This is a genomic window from Pseudomonas sp. UV AK001 (assembly GCF_046097675.1).
GTDB lineage: Bacteria > Pseudomonadota > Gammaproteobacteria > Pseudomonadales > Pseudomonadaceae > Aquipseudomonas > Aquipseudomonas kribbensis.
This window is the reverse complement of record NZ_JBJUVZ010000044.1, coordinates 1-235: the sequence shown is the minus strand read 5'-3', so window position 1 is coordinate 235 and position 235 is coordinate 1. Positions and strand designations below refer to the sequence as shown.

Here is a 235-nt window from a genome sequence, read left to right as displayed (position 1 = left end):
CAGGGTGTAGGTGATCGAGGCCATGACCGTATCGATGCCGGCGTTGGCACCTTCAACGACGGAGTCACCGGCGTTGTCGACGATGTAGGTGTCGTTGCCCAGACCACCGGCCATGGTGTCGGCACCCAGGCCGCCGTCGAGCACGTTGTTACCGGCGTTGCCGATGAGGCTGTTGTTCAGGTTGTTGCCGGTGCCGTTGAGCGCCGAACCGAGCAGGGTCAGGTTCTCGAGGTTG

1 pseudogene is annotated in these 235 nt (G+C 63.0%); it reads right to left on the bottom strand.

The features are described from left to right. Positions 1 to 235 (bottom strand): annotated as a pseudogene (locus ACKLNA_RS29200) (Ig family protein); the annotation flags it as partial.